Source organism: bacterium (assembly GCA_008933615.1).
Taxonomy (GTDB): Bacteria; CLD3; CLD3; order SB21; family SB21; genus SB21.
Genome location: WBUR01000076.1, coordinates 1 through 4,277, shown reverse-complemented (window position 1 = coordinate 4,277; position 4,277 = coordinate 1). Strand labels below are relative to the sequence as shown.

Sequence of the window (4,277 nt, the reverse complement as noted above, 5' to 3'; positions counted from 1 at the left end):
GAGGAAAATTATAGTTAATTAGGAACATTCTCAAACCGTGAGCGAGCTACTGGCGAGCGACGCCCACAATCTCTCTATCGTCAAATCAAAAGGCGTCGCGAAGCGGCACGTGTAAGCCGCATGTTATGCGAGGTCTGAGCTCAATAGAGTTGAACTTTGACAATGATGGAATCACCGCCAATCGGTAAAGTAGCCTCCGGTTCTTTATAGAATAAAGATAGTCTGTAATTATTGCCTAAAGGCGCAGCATTCGAGATGTTGAAACCTGCCCCGATGGATCTGTCCACTTCATCGGAGGCTTCAATCGTTGACATAGTCATAGAAAATAGATAATCTGAGTCAAGGTCCCGCAGTTGCAGTAGAATGACTAATTCGGTAGTATTCTTCAATTGGATCTGTGCTTGAATTTGCGCTGGTTGACCCCTAAACAGTGTTGTGTTGTCATCTGGTACGGTAATAACAAGGTTACCGATGTTATTTTCTTCAAGAGATTTCTGGTCTGAGCAGCCAAGAGCAAATAGAAACAGGTAGAAAGAGAGTAATAGTGTTTTCATAATTCCTTACCTTTCATATTTGTTAAAGGTGAAAAAGTTAAGAAATACTTTATAGAACGAACCCATACTCTAAAAGGAGCCAGATCTCGCATAACGCGGCGCGGCTACACGCGGTAGCACGCGCACACAAATAAATGTGTTAATTAATAACTAAAAGTGTCAAAGAAACTTCTAAGCTCTGACAGCCGAAATGAACTCAAATAGATCATCATCTCGGCGCGAAGCAAAGAATTAGTCAAATCTACAAATTCAAAGAACGAAACTGAATTCATTTATCGAAACATCTCAAATCGAACCATCGCCTCGCGTCGAGAAACTGGTTTCAACTCAAATCCCATCGGCTGTCAGAGCGAACCAAATCGTACTGTGCGCGTGCTACTGACAAATGACGCGCACACAATAATGTAGCCTGTGGGGAACATCAAAAAGCGCGTCATGAGTGAACGTGTAAGCCGCATGTTATCTGACGTGGCCATGTTCTCGAAACACTGAATCTTCAAAATACCTCTGACTCAATGGATCAAACTATCTCTGACCGAACGTGATTTCATCGGGCAACACGAAGTAAGAGGTAACCATAATCAAAGAACAGATTTTCAAACAGCGACAAGGCCAAGCCTCGTATATTCTGGCCATGTCAGATAACGCTCGGCGGCTACACGCAGTAGCTCGCACGCGAGAAAATTATAGTTAATTAAGAACATACTCAAACCGTGAGCGAGCTACTGGCGAAGCGAGCGCCACTATAATGTAGCCTGTGGGGACTCCAAAAAGTGCTCGCGAAGCGTACGTGTAAGCCGCATGTTATACGCTGTCTTGCTTTCAATTTAATAACGGTACCATTGTCCAAATATCCCAGTTATTACTACGGCTTGAAACAAAAACAATTTTTTTGCTATCAGGTGACCAAGCTGGAAACACATTGATACCTTGAAAGGCGGTAAGCTGAGTAGTGTTTCGACCTTGTAAATCCATCAGCCAGACTTCTGATTTAACTGAAAACCAAGTTGAGATTTTACCTTGATTAAGTGAAAAGTAATCTTGTGAAGAATATTTCACTACATATGTGATCCTCTTACCATCGGGTGACCAAACCGGTGAAGTTTCTTGTTTTTCTTCACTAGTTGTAAGTTGTTCCTGATTGGTTCCGTCCGCATTCATAATCCATATGTCATAATTGTTGGACTTTGTTTTTTTGGAAAATACAATACGTTTTCCATCTGGTGACCAATCTGGTTCTGTACCTGGCCCTAGCTGAGTCGGATTTTCCCCACTGGCTCCAATCGTCCACACATACTCGTTTTTGTTAACGTCAAGCGCGGCGTAAGCAATAGATTTCCCATCCGGTGACCATTTGGGGGTGACTGATCCATAGGGATTGTTAGTTAACTGAACGAGACCTCTGTTCCCAAGGGATATTTTCCAAATATTGAAAACACCGGTAACTCTTGTTGATTGAAAGACGACTTCGCTCATATCAGGGGATGGATTTGGTGCTCTATCCGCGGAAAGTGCGGAGTTTGAAGTAATCTGCTGGATGCCACCGCCATTAATTGGTACTGCCCAAATTTCAAGAAACCCTGACCTATCTGAAGCAAAAAATAGCTTATTGCCGTCTTTTGAAAAAGTTGGATCAAGTTCGTAAGAACGATCTGTAGTAATTTGAACAAGACTCGTTATGCCGCTCTCAACGTAGACGGCCGTGCTCATACATCCTACCAAAAGTAGGGTGATAATTATCAGGGAAAGATTTCTTCTGGACATGACATCCTCCTTCATGCAAGTTGTTAAAAAAATCAGAAATCAATTAGATAATTCTCTATATAAAAAGCCGCAAAAAACTGCGGAATCGTTATTCAAAGAACAGGTGATGGCAAGATAGCGTATAACGCTCGGCGGCTACACGCGGTAGCTCGCGCACACAAACAAATGTGCAAATCAAAAACGTAACTATCAAATTATCCTCGTAGCTCTGACAGCCGAAATGAAAGAGAGAATAGATCGTCATCTCGGCGCGAGGCAAAGAAGTAGTCAAATCTACAAATTCAAAGAACGAATCTAAATTCAAATATCGAAACTTTTCAAATCGAACCATCGCCTCGCGTCGAGAAACAGGTTTACAATCAAATCTCTACGGCTGTCAGAGCGAAGCCAAAAAGTACTGTGCGCGTGCTACTGACGAATGACGCGCACACAATAATGTAGCCTTGTGGGGACATCAAAAAGCGCGTCATGAGTGAACGTGTAAGCCGCATGTTATCTGACGTGCCAAGACATATCAGTTGTTGTTAAGTCGCCAAACAGTTTCAATTTCATTGTCGTCAAGTTTGGACAAAGCTTTCTCAATGTCCGAAGACCTATTTTTGTCAAAAAATAGACGATAACCGGATTCAGATTGCGTAACATATTCTGAGCGAATATCGTGTTTCTCAAGAAGATAATCTTCTACAAAATCATAAAGCTCCGTGTCGTTGAAAACTAATATTGCATGCTTTGCGTCAAATTCGATTTCAATGTGAGGTTTAATTAACATAGCTTCGGACAAAATCCTTGTCTTGGCATGTCAGATAACGCTCGGCGGCTACACGCAGTAGCTCGCACGCGAGGAAAATTAAGTTAATTAAGAACATACTCAAACCGTGAGCGAGCTACTGGCGAGCGACGCCCACAATCTCTCTATCGTCAAATCAAAAGGCGTCGCGAAGCGGACGTGTAAGCCGCATGTTATATGCCGTAGCGCGTTACTTATAATACTCATATTCGTATTTAGTCTTATATTTACTAGTGATGATAGTAAACTTTTCATCATATCGTGACATAATTAATCCACTACTATCATATTCCCACGTGATTATTGTAGTCGGTACTCCAGTCTTTGATAGACTTAGCCATCTTATAATACGATTCTTGGAATCATACTCTAATTTTGTAGTCGAAGTATCAGGTAAATAACTCCACTTGCTTCGTTTTTCAATTAAATTATTTTGTCCATCATATTTGTACCAACATTGATACGTAGTATCTCTCAGTGAAATATGCATTTCATGAATTAAACGGTCATCTTTATCATAGTAGAAACACGCCTTATTCATTCCAGTTGTATCAAGCTGGTCGTATCTAATGGTAGAGTGGCGTATGTATTGAATTTGATTAGGTTTGTTGTAAAAATAACTACTTCTATTGAGAATGATACCGTTCCAACTATCTTCCTCATAAAGATCTCCGTCGAAATAGTACTTATAAGTAACAGTGTCAAGTCGAGTCGTTTTTCTAATTAATTTTCCATCACGGTTGTAATGATATCGAATAGGATTAACGGGTCCACTTAAAGAGTAAAACATTATTTCTGTAATACGTCCGTCTTTGTCAAATTCCTTTCTATACTTCTTTTCCCATGCGGCAGGTATTACACTATCAACTTTAGTCGTCATAGCACTGACAGATTTAACGTGACAATTTGATAAAATATCACGCACGGTATAATCAAAAGCTGGAAAATACTCTTGTGTTTGACCATGCAATGAAGGTTGGAAAAAGAGTATGCAAATTATGACGAACAGTTTCATAATGTAGGTTTCAGTTACGCGCTATGGCATATAACGCTCGGCGGCTACACGCAGTAGCTCGCACGCGAGGAAAATTATAGTTAATTAAGAACATACTCAAACCGTGAGCGAGCTACTGGCGAGCGACGCCCACAATCTCTCTATCGTCAAAATCAAA

The 4,277-nt window shown here is 40.9% G+C and carries 4 protein-coding genes; all 4 read right to left on the bottom strand.

The window, feature by feature from the left end; all coding sequences use genetic code 11:
* Positions 1-140 precede the first annotated feature (140 nt).
* Positions 141-554: a hypothetical protein gene (locus F9K33_16330; protein ID KAB2877493.1), complete on the bottom strand. Its 414-nt coding sequence runs from the start codon at positions 552-554 to the stop codon at positions 141-143.
* Positions 555-1,376: 822 nt separating this feature from the next.
* The gene (locus tag F9K33_16325; GenBank protein KAB2877492.1) at positions 1,377-2,333 is read right to left on the bottom strand and encodes a hypothetical protein; all 957 of its coding nucleotides are present in this window, start codon (positions 2,331-2,333) and stop codon (positions 1,377-1,379) included.
* A 499-nt stretch (positions 2,334-2,832) separates the two neighbouring features.
* Entirely contained in the window at positions 2,833-3,087 is a 255-nt protein-coding gene (locus tag F9K33_16320) for a hypothetical protein (GenBank protein KAB2877491.1), read from the bottom strand.
* A gap of 208 nt (positions 3,088-3,295) precedes the next feature.
* On the bottom strand, positions 3,296-4,120 hold the full coding sequence (locus F9K33_16315) for a hypothetical protein (GenBank protein ID KAB2877490.1): 825 nt from the start codon (positions 4,118-4,120) through the stop codon (positions 3,296-3,298).
* Positions 4,121-4,277: the final 157 nt, after the last annotated feature.

What these genes read in the sequence shown, in the direction of transcription:
- F9K33_16325 (KAB2877492.1), bottom strand. Translation starts at nt 2,333, where the DNA reads ATGAAGGAGGATGTCATGTCCAGAAGAAATCTTTCCCTGATAATTATC.
- F9K33_16330 (KAB2877493.1), bottom strand. Translation starts at nt 554, where the DNA reads ATGAAAACACTATTACTCTCTTTCTACCTGTTTCTATTTGCTCTTGGC.
- F9K33_16315 (KAB2877490.1), bottom strand. Translation starts at nt 4,120, where the DNA reads ATGAAACTGTTCGTCATAATTTGCATACTCTTTTTCCAACCTTCATTG.
- F9K33_16320 (KAB2877491.1), bottom strand. Translation starts at nt 3,087, where the DNA reads ATGTTAATTAAACCTCACATTGAAATCGAATTTGACGCAAAGCATGCA.